Source organism: Nostoc sp. DedQUE08 (assembly GCF_034530895.1).
GTDB lineage: Bacteria > Cyanobacteriota > Cyanobacteriia > Cyanobacteriales > Nostocaceae > Nostoc.
On the sequence record NZ_JAVRCD010000008.1, the window covers coordinates 15,556 to 34,516 of the forward strand.

13 protein-coding genes and 1 other RNA gene are annotated in these 18,961 nt (G+C 40.8%); 4 read left to right on the forward strand and 10 right to left on the reverse strand.

What is annotated here, in order from left to right:
- Positions 1-34: 34 nt before the first annotated feature.
- A complete protein-coding gene (locus tag RMY64_RS07380; RefSeq protein ID WP_322699714.1) occupies positions 35-868 on the reverse strand; it encodes a DUF4114 domain-containing protein in 834 nt (277 codons plus the stop codon).
- 727 nt (positions 869-1,595) lie between these two features.
- On the opposite strand from RMY64_RS07380, the gene argS reads away from it, so the two are divergent.
- From argS to RMY64_RS07395, 3 genes are all read left to right on the forward strand, one after another.
- On the forward strand, positions 1,596-3,350 hold the full coding sequence (argS, locus tag RMY64_RS07385; protein WP_322699715.1) for an arginine--tRNA ligase: 1,755 nt from the start codon (positions 1,596-1,598) through the stop codon (positions 3,348-3,350).
- A 125-nt stretch (positions 3,351-3,475) separates the two neighbouring features.
- Complete coding sequence (locus tag RMY64_RS07390; RefSeq protein WP_322699716.1) at positions 3,476-4,039, forward strand: Uma2 family endonuclease; 564 nt, start codon at positions 3,476-3,478, stop codon at positions 4,037-4,039.
- The gene (locus RMY64_RS07395) at positions 4,024-4,542 is read left to right on the forward strand and encodes a cobalamin biosynthesis protein (RefSeq protein WP_322699717.1); all 519 of its coding nucleotides are present in this window, start codon (positions 4,024-4,026) and stop codon (positions 4,540-4,542) included. The genes RMY64_RS07390 and RMY64_RS07395 overlap by 16 nt, the downstream gene beginning before the upstream one ends.
- Before the next feature lie 4 nt (positions 4,543-4,546).
- On the opposite strand, the gene RMY64_RS07400 is transcribed toward RMY64_RS07395, so the two are convergent.
- The 8 genes from RMY64_RS07400 to RMY64_RS07435 all read right to left on the reverse strand — a co-directional run bounded on the left by RMY64_RS07400 (position 4,547) and on the right by RMY64_RS07435 (position 16,979).
- Positions 4,547-4,900, reverse strand: coding sequence for a phage holin family protein (locus tag RMY64_RS07400; protein WP_094347683.1), 354 nt, complete (start codon positions 4,898-4,900; stop codon positions 4,547-4,549).
- Positions 4,901-5,542: 642 nt separating this feature from the next.
- Positions 5,543-6,538: a peptidoglycan-binding domain-containing protein gene (locus RMY64_RS07405; RefSeq protein WP_322682703.1), complete on the reverse strand. Its 996-nt coding sequence runs from the start codon at positions 6,536-6,538 to the stop codon at positions 5,543-5,545.
- 106 nt (positions 6,539-6,644) lie between these two features.
- Entirely contained in the window at positions 6,645-7,919 is a 1,275-nt protein-coding gene (locus RMY64_RS07410) for a pitrilysin family protein (protein WP_322699789.1), read from the reverse strand.
- Positions 7,920-8,069: 150 nt separating this feature from the next.
- Positions 8,070-9,335 (reverse strand): pitrilysin family protein, encoded by a 1,266-nt coding sequence (locus tag RMY64_RS07415; protein WP_322699718.1) that lies wholly within the window; start codon positions 9,333-9,335, stop codon positions 8,070-8,072.
- A 167-nt stretch (positions 9,336-9,502) separates the two neighbouring features.
- Positions 9,503-14,923 (reverse strand): AAA family ATPase, encoded by a 5,421-nt coding sequence (locus RMY64_RS07420; protein ID WP_322699719.1) that lies wholly within the window; start codon positions 14,921-14,923, stop codon positions 9,503-9,505.
- 136 nt (positions 14,924-15,059) lie between these two features.
- A non-coding RNA gene (ssrS, locus tag RMY64_RS07425) (6S RNA) lies at positions 15,060-15,243 on the reverse strand.
- 60 nt (positions 15,244-15,303) lie between these two features.
- Positions 15,304-16,458 (reverse strand): 5-(carboxyamino)imidazole ribonucleotide synthase, encoded by a 1,155-nt coding sequence (locus RMY64_RS07430; protein WP_322699790.1) that lies wholly within the window; start codon positions 16,456-16,458, stop codon positions 15,304-15,306.
- Complete coding sequence (locus RMY64_RS07435) at positions 16,455-16,979, reverse strand: pentapeptide repeat-containing protein (RefSeq protein WP_322699720.1); 525 nt, start codon at positions 16,977-16,979, stop codon at positions 16,455-16,457. Before RMY64_RS07435 ends, RMY64_RS07430 begins: the two co-directional genes overlap by 4 nt.
- Positions 16,980-17,710: 731 nt before the next feature.
- Between RMY64_RS07435 and RMY64_RS07440 the strand changes: the two genes are divergently transcribed.
- A complete protein-coding gene (locus tag RMY64_RS07440) occupies positions 17,711-18,034 on the forward strand; it encodes a hypothetical protein (protein WP_322688342.1) in 324 nt (107 codons plus the stop codon).
- A 242-nt stretch (positions 18,035-18,276) separates the two neighbouring features.
- Here RMY64_RS07440 and RMY64_RS07445 read toward each other — a convergent pair whose 3' ends face one another.
- Positions 18,277-18,762 (reverse strand): beta-lactamase hydrolase domain-containing protein, encoded by a 486-nt coding sequence (locus RMY64_RS07445; protein ID WP_194040625.1) that lies wholly within the window; start codon positions 18,760-18,762, stop codon positions 18,277-18,279.
- Positions 18,763-18,961 lie beyond the last annotated feature (199 nt).

The window sequence follows — 18,961 nt, forward strand, 5'->3', positions numbered from 1 at the left end:
TAAATGCAGTTTATATTTAGCACCGTCTCAAAGTTTAGTTAGAAGTGCGACTTTGACGGCGACGGCGCAATCCAAACATACTAACTGCTCCCACCGCAAACATTGATAGAGTCACAGATGGTTCAGGAACAGTAGCACCAATTAACGCTTTAACATTTGCCTCACCAACATCAAGAACGACGACAACATCATTAAAGTCGCGATCGGAACTTTCGTTCCACTTACCAGTTGCAGAATCTACCCCTGAAGCGTATAAATTTCCGTATAAATCCTCAAATGCCAGGAGGATGTAGTTGTTGTAAGCATAAGCAACTGCGTGCTGTAGTCCGTCAGCGTTAGAGGCAGTGTCAGTACCAAAGATATTGGCAGAGTTGCCACGGTTCAAACCATCAGCTCTCAACCATAAATCTAGTTGAGTACCTGCGGTAACATTACCAACTTTGACCCCATCACCTAGTTTTAGTGCGTTACCGCCCCAGCCACCAACACATCCAGTCCCTTCACAAGAAATATCATTAAAAAGCAGCCCAGATTTGTTAGTAGTTCCTGTAGCTTCAAAGGCTAATTGGTTTCTATAACCTGCGCCCTCATTAATAAAATAAACAGAAACATCGTGGTCGTATTTTAGATTTAATTTACTGGGGTCTAATTTAAATTGTCCGCTGTTTGGAAGGGCAGCACTTTCTGCTTGGACAAATTGTTGAAAAGGAGCGTCGTTAAAACCAGTTTGAGACTTATTATATACAGTTGGTTGAGTCCATGAACTATTCCAATTAAAATCAGCAGCAGATGCAGTTTCTACTTTGGAAACTAATCCGGTTAATGTAGCTGTAGCGGCAATCAAGGCAGTGAATAAATTAGGTTTCATTTTATGAGCCATTAAGTAGGAAAAACAATTTAGATAATGCTTTTTGAGCAGCTATCTCTCTTCAGTTGTCTCTTACTTCTAACAGCTAGACTTCTGTAACGTCAATCTGTCTATTTACTTTTGCTAGTATATTTAAATAGCGCTTTATCTAAAGTGCTTTCACTGAAAAAAAAAGAATTTTTATCTAGTATGATACTGTTATCAACACTTAGTAGTTAAACTTATGTATGATTAAAACTTCATGAATAATATATACTTTTTATGAAAATCAGATATGCAATTTCTACAGTGAAAAGCTAAAAGCTTAATCTATAGGCATTTTCATTTAAATGAGGTAGATAAGTAATGGTGTGCCGTCATCCGTATCAACGAAGCCAAGGCTTAGTTAATACGCTGCTATAAAAATAGAGATGATCTCCGTACTTACGTTGGGAAACGTAGTAATCTATTAAATCAATGAAACCTGGGTAAATAAGTTTAGTCTTTGTTTTAAGCGCTAAAGTGTTTACTACGTACTACGCTTTAGTTGACTTGATTAACTAGTAGTCTGTCAAAATCGACTTCGGTATCGTCAGAATCTAGAAGTTATGCCGAGGATGGGAGACAATTTAAGGGGGTTCTACCTTAAAATGACAGTCTTTGCTTAGACTTGATGAATATCTTTTAAGGTTAAAATAATCAAGCTTTTCCAGAGCTACATTCCCCCTTTCACAGATAAAATCTATATATGAACGCTACACAAGAAAAACTAAAAACTCTCTTAGAGCAGGCTTTAGTCGCAGCTTTTGGCGCTGACTTCGCTGGAGTAGATCCAATTTTGGTTCCTGCTAGCAATCCTAAATTTGGCGATTATCAGGCGAATGTGGCTTTATCCCTGAGTAAAAAGTTAGGATTGCAACCAAGAGCGATCGCAGGTGCGATCGCCCTGAAACTAGATGTATCCGAAATCTGCGAACCGCCAGAAATCGCTGGCCCAGGATTTATCAATCTGAAACTGAAAACAGCATACTTAGAAGCACAATTAAACGCGATTCAAACCGATCCCAGGCTGGGAGTTCCAGCTGCGAAAACGCCGAAACGGGAAATTGTGGATTTTTCCAGTCCCAATATTGCCAAAGAAATGCACGTTGGACACTTGCGTTCGACGATTATTGGTGATTCCATCGCCCGGATTTTAGAATTTCTTGGACATGATGTGCTGCGGTTAAATCATGTGGGTGATTGGGGTACGCAGTTTGGGATGTTAATCGCCTATCTGCGCGAAGTTTACCCAGACGCTCTTACCACCGCGAATGCTTTAGATATTGGTGATTTAGTCTCTTTTTATCGCAAAGCCAAACTGCGGTTTGATGCCGATGAAGCTTTTCAAGAAACAGCACGCCAAGAAGTTGTCAGATTACAAGCAGGTGCAGAAGATACACTCCATGCTTGGAAACTTTTGTGCGAACAGTCACGGCGGGAGTTTCAAATAATTTATGAGTTGCTGGATATCAAGTTAACTGAACGCGGGGAATCTTTCTACAATCCCTTACTACCAGGAGTTGTGGAAGATTTAGAAAAATCTGGATTACTGGTAGAAAACCAAGGGGCAAAATGCGTTTTCTTGGAAGGCTTTAAAAATAGAGAAGGTGAACCTTTGCCTTTAATTATCCAGAAATCAGATGGTGGCTATAACTATGCCACAACAGATTTAGCATCTCTCCGTTACCGGATTCAGCAGGATCGAGCAAAGCGGATAATTTATGTAACCGATGCTGGACAAGCAAACCACTTTACTCAAGTTTTCCAAGTCGCACGCAAAGCCGGATGGATACCCGATGATGTCGAATTAGTGCATGTTCCCTTTGGGTTAGTGTTAGGAGAAGATGGTAAGAAATTCAAAACTCGTTCTGGTGATACTGTGCGGTTGCGGGATTTATTAGATGAAGCTGTTTCTCATGCCCATGCTGACCTAAAAACTAGATTACAAAAAGAAGAACGTATTGAAACTGAAGAATTTATTAATGAAGTTGCTAGGGTAGTTGGAATTAGCGCAGTTAAGTATGCAGACTTAAGCCAAAATCGCACCAGTAACTACATCTTCAGCTACGACAAAATGCTGGATCTCAAAGGTAATACTGCGCCCTATATGCTGTATGTTTATGCACGGATTTATGGAATTAGCCGCAAGGGTGATATTAACTTTAAAGAGTTGGAAAATAATGCTGTTTTGTTGCAGCATGAAACAGAATTAGCGCTGGCAAAATATTTACTTCAACTGGATGAAGTTATTAGTAGTGTAGAGCAAGATTTGTTGCCCAATCGTTTATGTGAGTATTTGTTTGAACTGAGTCAAAAGTTTAACCAATTTTACGATCGCTGTCCTATACTACAAGCGGAAGAACCGCAGCGCACATCTCGCTTGATTCTGTGTGATTTGACTGCTAGAACTCTGAAGTTGGGATTATCTTTATTGGGAATTCAGGTATTGGAGAGGATGTAATATTTTTTTTAACGCAAAGTTACGCTGAGGTAGCGCAAAGGTACGCAGAGTAAGAGTTAAGTTAAAGCTTCTTTGTGTACTTTGCGGTTTTTTAATTAGAATTGCTGGACTGGAGGCGATCGCAAATGGTACGGACACCATCAAAAAACATAACTTTGGCAGAGTTTCTTATATTACCAGAAACAAAGCCCGCTAATGAATACATCGATGGTCAAATTATTCAAAAACCAATGGCACAGGGAGAACATAGCACTATTCAAGGTGAATTGATTATTTTTATTAATGCTGTATTGAAACCCCAAAAAGTTGCACGAGCATATCCAGAACTGCGGTGTACTTTTGGTGGCAGATCAATTGTCCCGGATGTAGCAGTATTTACCTGCGAGAGAATACCTCGCAAAGAAAACGGCAGGGTAGCAAATTTATTTTCAGCCGCTCCTGATTGGACTATTGAGATTCTATCACCTGACCAAAGACAAACGAAAGTTACAAAAAATATTCTGCATTGCCTGAATTATGAAACACAAATGGGTTGGCTGATCGATCCAGAAGAACAAACGGTATTTGTGTACATCCGCAATCAACAGCCAGTCATGTTGGATGAACTAGAAGGTTTACTCCCTGTGCCAGATTTTGCAAGTGAGTTGAGGCTGACAGTAGGAGATTTATTTGGTTGGCTGTTGGAGTAAACCCTGACGAATTGAGTAAGGAAATATACCAAGTGCAACAGGTTTTATGGGTAGGAATCGGTTGTAAACGGGGAACCTCATGGCAGTTGATTGATGGGGCAATTGAGCAAGTGTTTCGAGAAAATCAACTTTTTCCAAGTGCGATCGCAGGTATTGCTACCATTGATACTAAAGCCTCAGAAGTTGGCTTAGTCAAACTTTGTCGCCTCCGCAATTTGCCCCTAAAAACCTTTTCTGCGGAAATACTTCGCTCTGTCTGTGTCCCCAACCCTGCTACAATTATCGACGATCGACTAGGTACACCTAGCGTAGCAGAGGCAGCTGCTATTCTTGCAGCTTCTCAACTCACATCTTCGACTGTTTTCCCCTTTACAAATATCGAGGAATTGCGAGTGAAGTTTTTAGTTCCTAAACAAATTTTCCAAATACAAGGACAACCAGGAGCGGTAACTCTTGCTGTTGCCCAAGCTTTAAATATTATTAGTATTACAAAAGTTCCTTAATTTTCTAGTCAACAACTCTCAAAAAATAGTTAATGATGCTAGAAACAATTGCTAGTACAATTGAACCTAACAAAGCAGGTAAAAAGCCCTGAATCTCAAAACCAGAACCAGGAGTTAGGACGCTTGCCAGCCAAAGGGCTAAGGCATTAATCACTAATGTAAATAAACCAAAGGTGAGCAAGGTAATTGGAAACGTCAAAATCTGCAAAATTGGTCTAATAAATGCATTAACCAAACCAATTACAAAGGCAGCAATTAAGGCAGTCACAAAATTCTTGATAAAGAATCCCGGAACGATATTAGCTGTAATGAATAACGCCACCGCAGTACCGAGCCAAGTTAATAAAAAGTGTTGCATAAGTTTTTTTAGAGGAATTAGCAGTAAGTTTAATTAATTTCACTATTGCCAGTTGTGATTTGTAACACTATCGAGTGTTGTTGTGCTTGACTCCTAAAGTTGCCATCATCTTTTATCAGCCTAAAATCAATGTAATTTTTCAGTACTGCCAAGAGAGATATTTCTAATCGGTATATCTTTATCGTATTGCAGGATGTACCGTAGTGAACTACCCACACCGACCTGAGTACAATTTAAGTGGGGAACTTATACCATTTTAGATTTTGGATTTTAGATTTTAGATTGGGAATTGCCTTGGTGCGTCTGGCTTGGTGTGAATCCATGTGTCACAATCATTTTTCAAAATGGTATTACGATGATTTAGTTAAATTCATAAAAAATGCTGTGAAGCGCAAAACCCTTACAGAGGTTTATTAAAGTTAAAAAACCTCTGTAACTTGGGGATTTCCAAAAAAGAAATAAGTTATAGCAACAGTCAAGGTGGTTAGGACATCAACAGACGATAAAACTTAGACACAAAAAGGCTTTTCACCCAGTCCCCAGTCCCCAGTCCCCAGTCCCTTGCTATATCAGAACTTCGGAGCATTTTGTCAGCGTTTTTGCTTACACGCAAAGGAGATGCTGGCTATGCTCATACTATGCCTAACGCCGCAAAAGAACCTCCCAGGTAGAGCCACCAACTACGCCGTCAGGTTCTAAACCATAGCGTTTTTGTGCAGCTTTCACTGCTGCTTCGGTTGTCTCGCCAAAGTCGCCATCGGCATCACCTTTCAAGAAACCAAGCTTTTTCAGTTGTTGTTGCAGCTTAACAACTTCAGAACCACGTAATCCTATACGCAAAATTGGCAATCCTTCTGAGGTGTATTGAATACCAGGAGTTCGTTTTGTAGTTGTGTTTGACTGAGTTCTAGTAGTTGATGTAGTACGCTTAGGCGGTTTCTTTGTGCTAGAAGTTGTAGTTTTTCTGGGAGTAGCAGGTCTTGGCTCAGGGTTGTTCGTAACTTGGGTTACAGCTTTTTTTGGGGTAGTAGGTTTTGGTTCTGGTCTAGTGGGAACTTGTGTTACAGCTTGTCTGGGAGGGTTGGGGTTGGGATTTCCAACGTTGGTGAGGTTACTAGCCTGGGTTGGAACAGGAAAATTTGTCGCTGAGTTAAATCTTGGCTGGGATGAAGGGGCAGTTGATGCTGCTACTGGTTGATTAGGAAAAAGTCGTTGCCAAGTGCTGGCATCAACAATGCCATCTGGATTCAAGCCAGCTGCTTGTTTAAATCGGGAAACAGCAGTAGCTGTATTTTCACTATAAATACCATCTACTGCACCAGAATAAAAACCCAAAAGTTTCAGAGCTGCCTGAAGTTCAGCCACACGTTCGCCTTGACTGCCAACTTTCAGGCTAGGGCGGTTGATGCTATTTCCAGGATTTACTTGGGCAATTTTTTGTGGGGCTGCTATTGATACTAGAGTCGTTGAGGTAATAAGCAGAGGCGTAGCGGAGAACAAGAGTATTTTAATAGCTGATAAAGATTTAGACCTCTTTGGCCACCAATCTTTTTGCCGTTTTTCCATTCTACAGCGATTTACAGTTGGGTCTAGTAATTTTAAGTAACTCAAAATACTTGCTGTCAGGCTGCTTTGCATGGAATTCACTCCCAGAATATTCTCATGCTAATGGTACAGCCGCTTGGTCGAAAAAACAGCTGCTAGATTTTACAATATCTTTGATGGGCAAAGCTGCGGCACATTCTCAGTTCGCGATCGCTCGATTAATTGCTTCTTCTTGACCAACTAAAGACAAGTAAGGCTCTTTTAAATACTTACAAGCTGAAGCGATCGCATCCTTGGCACTCACCGCCGCAACCAATTCTTGGAACTTGGTGTCAAAATCAATTCCTAAGCCCAAAATTTCATACCAGCCGTATATCTGAGCAATTTGCCCGTTGGTTTGTTTACCCAAGGCGTATTGCCCCAGGATCTTATTTTTCGCAGCTTGGAGTGCGCTTTCGGATACTTCCGTGGTACACAACAAATCTACTTCTGTACGCAATCCTTCTAGAGCAATGCTGGTATTTTCTGGTGCTGTACCCATGTAAACTACAAAGGAGGCTGGAAATAGCCTTGTGGAGTAAAAAGCGGATACTTCGTAAGCTAAACCTCGTTTTTCCCGCAATTCGACAAACAATCGACTAGAAAGCCCATTTCCTAAGTAAGTACACAGCAACTTCAGGGCGGCGTAGTCAACAGAACTCACCGATGTTCCCAAATACCCAAGCATCACGATTGATTGTTGTGTCTGTACTGGCTTTAACCTTACCTGCGGCTCTACCTTAATCTCAGGTAAATTCAGTATTGGTACTGCCTGAGCTGGCACTTGCCAATCAGCAAAAACTTCTTCCACTAATGCTACTGCATCTGTGGGTGTGACTCTACCAGCAATACTAATAACTACATTATCTGGACGAAAATAAGTCTGGTGATACTCCACTAAATCCGCACGAGTTAAGCGGCTCATGGTGGTTTCATCTCCCAGCACTGACATGGAGTAGGGATGATTTTGGTACATTACCTGCCGCATTTGTTCAAAGGCGACATTGAATGGTTGCTCTTTTTGAGAACGAATATCCTGGAGTGCTAAACGCCGTTCTAGTTCCACTTGAGTTTCAGGAAAAGTCGGCGATCGCAAAATCCGCCCTGCCAATGTTAAAATTTCCCCAAAATCAGATGTTACCGTCTTGAAAGATAGCAAAAAATAATCAGTGCCAGCATCCGCACTCAAACTCGCCCCTACAGACTCGACTTTTTCTGCAATTTCCAAGCTAGAAAGTCCATCACATCCTTTTGTCATCACTGCTGATAACAAATGTGCTAACCCTGCTTTTTCCCGATTTTCGTTACAACTACCGGCACGCACAAAGATTCGCGCTGCAATAATGTCCGCAGCCGGATTTTCTGCCACCAGCACGACAATCCCATTGTTCAATACAGTGCGATGGATGGGCGATTTTTGCAGCAAGGTTGTCATTTGTCCTTTGTCATTTGTCATTTGTCATTTGTCCTTTGTCATTTGTCCTTTGTCAAAAACTAATGCCCCATGCCCCATGCCCAATGCCCAATGCCCAATGCCCAATGCCCCATGCCCAATGCCCAATGCCCAATGCCCAATGCCCAATAACTAACACGGTTTAAGTACAGTAACCGCGTAATTTTGCGGCGAGAGATACTGTTTAGCTAATTTTTGCAATTCTTGGGCATCAAAAGACTGAATCTGTTGGGGATATGTCACAGCTAATTCAGCTTGGGCGATGGTATTGTAATATCCATAAAGCCCTGTCAGTTGATTTGGCGTTTCGGTAGAAAAGGCATACTCGTTACATAGAAGTCTGCGTATACGGGTAACTTCTTGTTCGCTAATTCCTTTAGTCTGCAAATCATCCAAATGAGCGCAAATTAAAGACTCAACTTCCTCCAGATTTTCTGGTTCTAACCAAGCAGTAATTGTAAATAAACTTGATTCTCGTTGTAGAGAAAAACTACTGCAAATTCCCTGTACCAATTGCAAATCTTCTCGCAAATCATGCACTAAACGCGAAGTCCGCCCTTCTGCCAATAACACTGACAAGAAATCTAAACCATAGCCAGTACGGATATCTTCCACTCCAGGTACCAGCCACGCCATCAACAATCGCGCTTGTTCTATGCGTGGTAAACACAATTCTTGACGATGAATTCCGGCGATCGCTGGCTTTGTCACTTTCTCCAACTGCGGACAATTTGAGGGTTCGGCAAAATCAGCAAAGGAATGATTTACCATTTCCCAAGCTGGTTGCTGGGCTATACCCCCGGCAATTACCACCGTCATGTTTTCCGGCTGATAGTGAGTGCGGTGAAAACAGCGCATTGCTTCTGGCGATTGCTGCATCAGTTCTTGTTCTGTACCCAACACCGAACGTCCGTAAGGGTGATGCGGATAGATGCTTTGAATCAGCGCTTGAAATCCTATCCAGTCGGAATCGTCTTGACAAGAGCGAATTTCTTCTAGTACCACGTCTCGTTCGCGGCTAAATTCATCTTCTGGAATTGCCGCATTGAGTAGTAGTTCTCCCAAGTAGGGCAGAGTATCTTTTAAATAAAGAGCAGCTGTGGTGAGTGAATAATGAGCATAATCATAGCTTGTCGCTGCATTACTGACGCCACCCCGATTTTCCACTTTGGAATCGAACATTCCAGGGGGTAGCGTCGCCGTACCTTTAAAAATCATGTGTTCTAAAAAGTGCGCCATGCCAAACCACGGTTTTGGCTCTAAGCTGGCTCCAGCACGCACCCAAACATCCGCCACAACTACAGGAGTAGTGGGAATTTCTTGATGAATAAAAGTTAAACCACTCTCTAGTCGGAAGATCGAGGCTGGAAATACGGTATTAGTTAGTTGTTTTAACAATTTTTTGTAGTTTTAACCACAATTTAACGCAATTGTGTAATTTTAACTCTGAACGCTACCTCATTTAGAATCAAGGTATACAGATTTAGTAGAATTATGCTATTCCTGTTCTCCACATTACCGAAAAATTAGAAGCGTTATGCATTGCGAAGAAAATCGCAAATTCTTTAAAATACTGGAATCTCAATGACAAATTCTGTTCCTTCGCCAAGCACAGAATTGCAACTCAACCGCCCATCATGGGTTTCTTCGACAATTTGACGAGCGATCGCGAGTCCCAATCCTGTTCCTTTCCCAACCTCTTTGGTTGTAAATAGGTGGTCAAATATCCGCGATCTAATCTCCTCTGGCATCCCCTGACCGTTATCTTTGATGCGAATTACCACCATATTTTCTTCACTGGATACTTCGGTGTGAATCAGTATTTGGTGATGATTTGCTTGGGCTTGAGCAAAAGAAAGCCCCTCGCAGGAAGTATCTAAGGCATCAATGGCGTTAGCAAAGATGTTCATAAATACTTGATTTAACTGTCCTAAAAAGCACTTAACTGGTGGTAATTTTCCGTATTCAGTAATGACTTCAATTGCTGGACGTTTTTCGTTAGCTTTGAGGCGATACTTCAAAATCAACAGGGTACTCTCAATCCCTTCATGGAGGTTACAAGCAACTTTTTCAGTTGTATCGGCTCTGGAAAAGGTGCGGAGACTGATGCTAATATCTTTGATCCTTTCTGAAGCCACCTTCATCGAGTCTACTAACTTTGGTAAGTCCTCAGTCAGGAATTCTAGGTCAATTTCTTCGCCATGCTCAATGACTGCGATCGCCGGATTGGGATGATGTTGTTGGTAGCATTGGATATGAGCGAGTAAGTCTTGAATATACTCTTCGGCATTGTTAACACTGCCTTTAAGAAATCCAATCGGATTATTAATTTCATGTGCCACCCCAGCAACCAAATTACCCAAGGTTGCCATTTTTTCATTTTGCACCATTTGTAGTTGGGTATGCTCAAGTTCTTGTAGCGATCGCTCTAACTCTTGGGCATAATTTTGAGATTCTTGATAAAGACGGGCATTTTCTAGAGAGATGGCAGCTTGAGCGCATAACAGTTGGATAACTTCGGTGCGATCGCTCGTAAATGCACCAATTGTCAACGGATTTTCTAAATATAGCAGCCCGATGAGTTTACCTTGATTTAACATCGGCGTACACAACACACTCTTAGGTTGTTGCTGCATAAAATATGAGTCGGCGATAAAATCAGTTTGTGCTGTCGCATCATCCAGCACAACAGTTTTTAAGCTGCGTTTGACATAGTTCACCAGTGTAATCGGAATGCCTTCACTGGTTGATAATGGTATAGATACCAGAGCCACTCCTTCATTGATGGTAGCTACAGCTTCAACCACCAAGTTGTCCTGTTGAAGTACAAGCAGAGCAGCTTTTTGTGCGCCGGCATTTTCCATCACTACTTGCAAAAGGGTAGTGAGCAACTGCTCTAATTGAATTTCACTGGAGAGAACTTGTGCGGCTTTAAAGATGGTGGCAAAATCGAGTGCTTCCGAAATACTGCTGCTAGAAAGGTTTGTGTGGATGGTTTGATGAGGAAATGATGATGCATCGACGGTTGAACTGTGTTGAAAGCGATGATACTGCCCTTGTAAGATGGGAGCCAGAAGTTGAGGATAGCGTTTTTCTAAATCCTCAGTTTTGGCTTTAGCGCCCCAACGAGCATAGCAGTAATAAGCTTCTTGCATATAAGCTTGGGCAATTTTTTCTTTGCCCCAATTGAGGTAGAACTTGGCAGCTAGTTCATTGCTCAAGGCTTCTTCTTGGATATATTGGTTTTCTTTCGCTAGAGTTATGGCGCGATCGTACAATTCTATTGCTGCTATTTTTTCGCCTAAAACCCGATGGCGTTCTGCTTCCACCAAATCAAATTTGTGCTGAAAATTCATCGGTGCGAAGTTGGCTCGAAACAGCAATTTTTCCTGATTTTCACCAACCTTTAAGAGTAATTGTTCTTGTTGAGATGGTTCAGCCGTTGGATAGACAGCCAGACGAGACAGAGAATCGTAATAGTAGAAAACAGGCACAGATAGCATTCCTGCGCCACCGTTGAGGTATTGCTCTCCCTGATTTCCATTTTCAACTGCCGCCGGAAAATTCTCAAACAAATAACTTAGTGTTAACTTACTTAAGAAAAATACATGGAGTGTTAATTCGTCATTTTCTTTAATGAGCGCAGATAATAGTTGTTCATCTCGATCATCTTCACCAATGAAGCGCTCTGTGCGATCGCTAGATTCGGTTAAATTATTAATGCTTTGACAAATTATATTCGACCAATTTAATAAGCGCTGATTTTGGGCAAAATTAGACTCGTAGGCTTTGACATCTGCTAAGAGAATTTCTAAAACTTCTGTGCCACTTAAATAGACATAGAATAACTTGAAAATCATCGATGCCAGCACATGAAAAAAATCGCCTGTTTCTAATCCAAGACTATGGGATTCGTGTAATAAACTAATTGAGGTGCGAACGTGTTGTTTATTAAATTGATTCAATGCACCCACTTTAAATAGAGTCATACTTTGAACAGATTTTGCTTGAAATCTATCCACAAGTATTAAAGCTAGCTGGCCAAATTCGTAGCCTGACTCGAGTTGGTTACAAATATTAAGTACAATTCCAAAATCTGCATATCCTGGTGCAGAAAGTGGTGCATTGCCGTATTTAAGAGATAAATTCACCTCTTCGCAAGCAATAATTGGTAACAGATAGGAAGAAGTCTGGTGGATGGCGGGAGCAATGCTAGCCATAATCCGCAAAGCAACCAAAGCTTTGGTATCATCCATTAATGGCAAATCAACTAAGCCCTGAATACTTCTGCCTGCCAAGGTGGAGAGCGTGTTTACTACATATTGCTGAATGTCTAGAGGTGTTACTGATTCAGGTAATGTTACCCCAAGTTGAGCGAGAAGTTCGCATCCAGTTGCGATCGCTTGCAATGGTTGACCCTGAACCTGATAAGCTTGGAGTTGCACTTCATAAACTTTCACTCTATCTAGTAAGGTGGTTGTTTGTTCGATGACAACCTGAATCAGAGATTCCATCTGCTCAAATTCATTGTTGAGAAAAGCAGCTTCGGCAGCTTCTTCGTATAAACTTCTAGTCAATTCGTAGGCGATTTCCCAACTATTAATCGGTAGCAGCTGCATTCCAGAATACAAGTAATGAATTGCTGCACCATAAGCGGTAGCTTCTTTTGCTTTTCGACCAGCATTCAGATTTAATTGAGCTAATTGTTGACGTTCAGTCGGTTGGGTAATTAACAATATTCCTCGATTCAACTGACTGACAATCTCAAAAATGCGCTCCTCTTGTTGTGATTCCGAGGTATTTTGCAAGAGTAATTGACCAATTTTAAGATGGGTAAATTGTTTCTCTTCATCTGGAATTAGAGAGTAAGCCGCTTGCTGCACGCGATCGTGTAAAAATTTATAGATGGGGATTTGGAAATTAGAGTTTAAGGGGTTTGAGTCAGAATTATGCTCATTATCTTGAAAAAATTTATAAACTTCACTAGTAGGTAAAACTAACCCTTCTTGCAAAGCTTTCCATAAAGATGCTGCCGTTTCGGTTTCTGATTGTTCAGAAACAATTGCTAAGGTTAGCAAATCAAAAGAGTTGCCAATACACGCGGCTAATTTCAACACATTTTGCGTTGCATCTGGCAACTTTTGCAACTGTAGCGCTACGAATTCTACAACATCATCGGTAAGAGCAAGTGCTTTCACAGCAGCAATATCACATTGCCAGTAACCTTGAGCAAAATTAAAAGTAATCAGCCCATCTTCATATAATACTTTGAGAAAGTGCGTTGCAAAAAATGGATTTCCTTGAGTTTTTTGATAGACGAGTTGCGTTAGTGGTTGGGCAGTTTTACTCGAACAACTCAAGGTATCAACTACCAATTGATTTAAACTCGTTTTACTTAACGGGGCTAAAGTAATGCTGTGAATTGTCGCATTGACTTTGCGAATCTCCGCTAAAGTCAACATCAACTGATGTGCGGTAGATACTTCATTGTCTCGATAAGCGCCAATTAAAAGTAAAGCTCCACTTCCTAACTCGCTCATCAACAACTGCATCAATTTTAGCGATGCAGAATCAGCCCACTGCAAATCATCAAGAAAAATTACTAATGGATGTTCTTTTGTGGTGAATACCTGAATGAACTTTTGAAAGAGTAAATTGAAGCGATTCTGGGCTGCACTCTGTGAAAGTTCCGTTGCAGGTGGTTGTTGACCAATAATTTGTTCTAGTTCAGGAACTACCTCAAGAATGACTTGCCCCTCATCCCTTAGCACTTGTAAAATTTTATTTTTCCAAGTTGACAATTGGACATCACTTTCACTCAGTAATTGTCCCATTAAGTCTCGAAATGCCTGCACAAAAGCGGAAAAGGGAATATTCCGATTAAATTGGTCAAATTTGCCTTTGATGAAGTAGCCCCGTTGCCGGACAATAGGTTTGTGAACCTCGTTAACTAAAGCAGTTTTACCAATACCAGAAAAACCAGCCACCAGCATTAGTTCTGTTTGGTTGTTGCTAACGCGTTCAAAGGCTTTGAGCAGAGTTTCAACTTCATGCTCGCGCCCATAGAGTTTTTCTGGGATAATAAAGCGATCGCACACATCCCGTTGAGCAACTGGGAAACTTACAATCTTACCCGTTTCCTTGAGTTGAGCTAAACAATTTTCTAAATCATATTTCAGCCCAAATGCGCTCTGATAACGGTCTTCGGCATTTTTCGCCATCAGTTTGCTAACAATCGATGAGAGTACAGGCGCAATTTGCGGATTAATTTCATGTACTAAAGGCGGAAGTTTGGCAATATGACAATGTACCAATTCCATTGGTTCGTGCGATTGAAATGGTAATTGCCCTGTTAGTAATTCGTAAAAAGTTACACCCAGAGAATAAAAATCAGTACGGTAATCAATCCCCCGATTCATCCTTCCAGTTTGCTCTGGAGACAAATAGCCAAGTGTCCCTTCTAATACATTAGGACTCATGAGGCTTTGAGTTTCTCGTGGTAATAAAGATGCAATACTAAAGTCAATTAACTTAACTTCTTTAGTTTCTGGATTAATTAAAATATTGGCGGGTTTAATATCTTTGTGAATGACCCGATGACGAATTAGAATATCTAATGTATTGCACAGTGCGATCGCTACTTGTAAAAACTCAATCAGAGCTTGTGGTGTTTCCCCTATTCTCCTATTCTCTCCTCTACCTTGCCACTGCTTTAGAGAAATTCCCCTAAAGTCTTCCATCACTAACACATAGCCATTCTGATAGGGTTCCAGACTATAGGTTTGGATGATTCCAGGTAGATTCAAATTTTTGGCAATGGTGAACTGGTTGCGAAACTGTACCAATTCACTGAAGCTGGGATAAGCAGTTTTCATCAGCTTAATCACCACAGATTTTTGGTCAGTTTCTCGATTAGCACGATAAACCAAGGTTCGAGAACCGTTGTAGAGTTCTTTGCTAACTTGATATCCGGGAATGCTGACCATAGGGCTTAATTCTTGAGACCTCAGTATCTAGGTTTCCCAAAAATATGGCAATCTTTACTGTCAGTTCGCTTATTTTAAATTGATTGAAATAATTAAAGCTCCCAAATTCTAACTGACTTTGGGAGCTAATAATTTTAAGTTCACCGCGACGCCGTTTTACCTAAGTTTATGACCTGGGTTTATCCAGGTGGGAACCTAAATTCCTCGTTTAAAGTTTCCGGGTACATGCCCGGTATACTGCCACGAGAACAGTTGACTCCCTTGTCATTAAAGGCATAGATCAAAAAACTTGATGGCAGTCACCAACGTCGTAGTGCAACTCACTCATTATAGCTTTTCAAAAGATGTTGTGTGTTCAATATCGAAACTTTCCGATCTATTTACCTGGGATACCAGATAGATTCTATGCTGTGGGCGATCGCGATCGCTTGCTCTCGATTCTGATTATCCAGCAAAACAGTGACATGTCCCAATTTTCGCCCAGGACGTGATTCTGTCTTCCCATACCAGTGAACGTGCGCTTGGGGAATTTCTGCTATTTGTTGACACTGGCTTTGGTAGTCGCTGTGAGAATTTTCATACCCCAGTAGGTTCACCATCACAGCACCAGCGCACTGCAAAGCCGGATTCCCCAAAGGTAGACCACAAACTGCTCTCAGGTGTTGCTCAAACTGAGAAGTTTCGCAAGCGTCAAGAGAAAAATGCCCAGAATTGTGGGTGCGGGGTGCAATTTCATTTACCAGTACTTTGCCATCAGCCCTAAGAAATAGCTCAATTCCAAAAATTCCCACTACTTCTAAGCTATTTAATAGAGTATGTGCGATCGCTTGGATTTCTGCTACTTGATTGGACGTAATCTCTGCTGGCGCAATCACCCGCCGACACACTTGTTGTTCTTGTTGGGTTTCCACTACTGGATAAGTGACAATTTCTCCCTCCACAGAACGAGCTGCAATTATTGCTAGTTCTCTTTCAAAAGGAACAAATTCTTCTAACAAGAATAGCGATCGATTTAAAGTCTTTGTTGTGGTTTCATGACTTAGCTTTTGTTCTAAAGCAGCAAAATCCTGAATTATGAAAGTACCTTGACCGTCATAACCATGACGGCGGGATTTCAAGACTGCTGGAAAACCTAGATATTCTATTTTTGATTTGAGATTTTCTACCTCGTCAAGGGCGAAAAATTGAGGAACTGGTAAGCCTAAGTCGCGTAAATAGCAACGCTGATGATATTTATCTAAAAGAGGAGTTAAAGCTTCTAATCTGGGACGAAAACAAACGCCTTGCTGTGCTAAACCGGATAAAGCTTGCAGGTTAACAAATTCGTTTTCAAAGGTGATAACATCGCATTTTTGAGCTAATATTTCCGTAGCATTTGCATCATCAACTGGCGCAAAAACAGTTTCCTGAGCGATTGACACGGCCGGGTCGTGAACGCTTGGAGTTTGTACTATTAATTCTACTCCTAGCTTCTGTGCTGCATCTGCCATCATCCAGGCTAGTTGTCCGCCACCAATTACACCAACACGCTTCATTGACATCCTAGAGAATCACGAGTTTGCACGCCTGTTTTGGAATTCACACCACTGGCTTTTTCGCACAGTTCTTTAATTTGCGCTCTATCCAAAATTGCATCTGTAAAATCTGCACCGTCTATATTTACATCATTAAATATGGCGCGGAGCAAAAGAGCTTCTTTGAAAACTGCATCGCTCAAATCTGCCTTAGTCAAGTTTACCTGATCGACCATTGCATTCGTTAAATCTGCTCCGTGGAGATTTGCTTTTGTCATCACTGAAGCGCTCATAACTGCTCCGCGTAAGTCAGCGTTTGTAAAGTTAATCAATTCCATATTGGCGTTAGAAAACTCCGCAGCTTGCAAACTCTGTCCAGAAAAATCACGTCTTGATAGCTCTGCATTGCTAAATGACAGTGGATGAGTCCAGTCTACTGCCACTGCTGGATCGGCCACACACCAGATAATAATTCCGAGAAGGAATGCTAGTGTTTGCCGCCAAAAGATATTGAGAGCCAATTTAGTGTATAATTTCCGCATTTAATTACCGCATTTGAATATTAGCAAGACTGGATCGTACTAATTGAGACTCGCAGCCTTGCTACTGGACTTGGAAAACGTGTATTTCCGTTGCTTAATATTTTGTAACGCAAAAAGAGCATAAACTTCTTACTTTAGCAAAATTCTCCCTGCTACTTGAGGTAGAGAGGGGCAATCTGCGATCGCACTAAAATTAGATATTCAGAACAATATTTATTAAATACAATAGCGATCGCAATGACTGAGTATAAATTGTTTCTCACATCAAACAAGCTTTAGCAAAATAGAGACGCAAAGCATAATCTATCGACTCTTAATAAAGATAAAACTTGAAATTCCTAACTCGAAAGGAATAATTTAGCTGATAAAGCAATATTTCCTATAGTCTATGCTTGTTGACTTATTTACAATTCTTCATTCGTAGATTTAAATTTTCAAGATATAAAAAGTTTTTTTGAGCAGTAATACTCACGGAGTTATTTACAATTCTTGACTTCCCATTTTTCAAGTAAAGTTTGTTGTATTTTAAATTCAACAGCCCCCATGAACTGTTAGTCTTTTAATTAATGAAAGCAAGATTTGAGCGTAATGATATGCGTCTCAATTGCTTAACAAAGCTTAAAACTCGATAATTAGCGTTAATTTTATAACGATTAGTTAGTTCTTCAGGAATCTCCAAGAGTTTACATTCACCAAGTACACAACTTCTACAAACCGAACTCCGAAACCCGATGATGAATCATTACTCACTTCAATGGATTGAGGCATGGTGCCAAGAAAATGGCTGGACAGATTTATTTGTTGAGCGACGTAATAACTTCTGGGCTTTTCCTCCGGGTGGGGTAATGCCGGAGCCAATTCCAGTTCATGTTCTCAGATTGATTAAAGCCGAAAAAGGGCTGACTTTTGAAGAACGATTGTGGTCAATATCCGCAGTAATTGGCACAATCCTAGCTGTTCTTTTTACCTTTTGGTTTCAGTCGCCGATGCCATTAGTTTTAGCTTTCGCTTTTAATGCTGTTACGGTGGCTCAATTTGAACTTGAAGATGCCTAAATTCTTATTTTGGGCTTTGCTATTCAAAACTGCTCTTGTCTACTTTCAGCAAGAGCAGTTTTGAATTTTTAAGAAGAAATAATTCTGAAGTCAGGAGCCAGAATGGGCTAAACCTTAGCTATCGGCTAACAGAATTGAATTCTGTGGAACTAGAGCATCTTAATTCTGAATTCTTCTTCAATGATTTGTATAGCAGCCTTCTAGTCTATTAGGACATAACAATAGAAATAACTAACATCCATTTAAGAGCAGCTAGCTGGTAAAGCTACTTTCGCGTGTTTGTTAACGTAGTCCACAAATAATTGCTTCAATCGGGGACTAACGCCAGCGTGTTCAAAGAATCCAAAACCGAGATTCCTTGCTTTTGCTAAAGTTTCCTCTGGTGTTAATCCTTCCTGGATAGCGATACTCAACAGCGCAATTCCAGTCGATCGCATCCCGGCGGCACAATGCACAACTGCTGGTTTCGGGATTTGTTCGAGTGTCGTGAGGATTTTGGTAATCACCTCTTCATTCAAATTTTTCAGATCCACCTTGAGTGGAACATTTTGATAATACAGCCCCAATGCTTCCGCTACTTTTTGCTCATCCTTAGAAAATCCTAGTTCATCAGGCGATCGCAAATTGAGAACAGACTTAAAACCTTCTTGAATAGCTTGCTCAAGCTGTTTCGGTATGACTTGTCCTGTTGTTGTCAAGTTTTCGTTAATTTGTATGGCGTTGATCACATTCACTCCTTTTGATTTTCTAATGTCTGCTAGCTTGGTAAATACTCTAAGGGAGCAAGCTTTGAGAAGACATTTAAAATAAACACAATAAAATTAGCCAAATATCACAAGATATTGCTTGATTAATTCAAAATTTGTCTTTTGAAGTTGGTTATTTTTTTGCTTTATCCATAATATACGGTTTGTCGATAGAATTAGT